This is a genomic window from Pollutimonas rozaliensis (assembly GCF_048751585.1).
Classification (GTDB): domain Bacteria; phylum Pseudomonadota; class Gammaproteobacteria; order Burkholderiales; family Burkholderiaceae_B.
On record NZ_JAZHOB010000353.1, the window covers coordinates 1 to 238 of the forward strand.

1 protein-coding gene is annotated in these 238 nt (G+C 40.3%); it reads left to right on the forward strand.

Annotated features, from left to right (window positions below):
* The first annotated feature begins 6 nt into the window (after window positions 1-6).
* Entirely contained in the window at window positions 7-156 is a 150-nt protein-coding gene (locus tag V0R37_RS23210; protein ID WP_420376705.1) for a CrcB family protein, read from the forward strand.
* Window positions 157-238 lie beyond the last annotated feature (82 nt).

The window sequence follows — 238 nt, forward strand, 5'->3', positions numbered from 1 at the left end:
GGGGGACTGACAACGTTTAGCACGTTTAGTGCCGAAGTGTTTACTTTGTTGAATACCGGCAAGGTATGGCAAGGTTTAGCCTTGATTGGCATCCATGTGCTTTTAACCTTGGTTGCGACTGCCATTGGTTTTTATAGTCTTAAACTACTAAGTTAAGAAGTTGTTAAGTTAACAAGCCATTAAGTTAACAAGCCATTAAATGGTTAATTGCCTCTTTCCCATGCATCGCTAAAAGTCG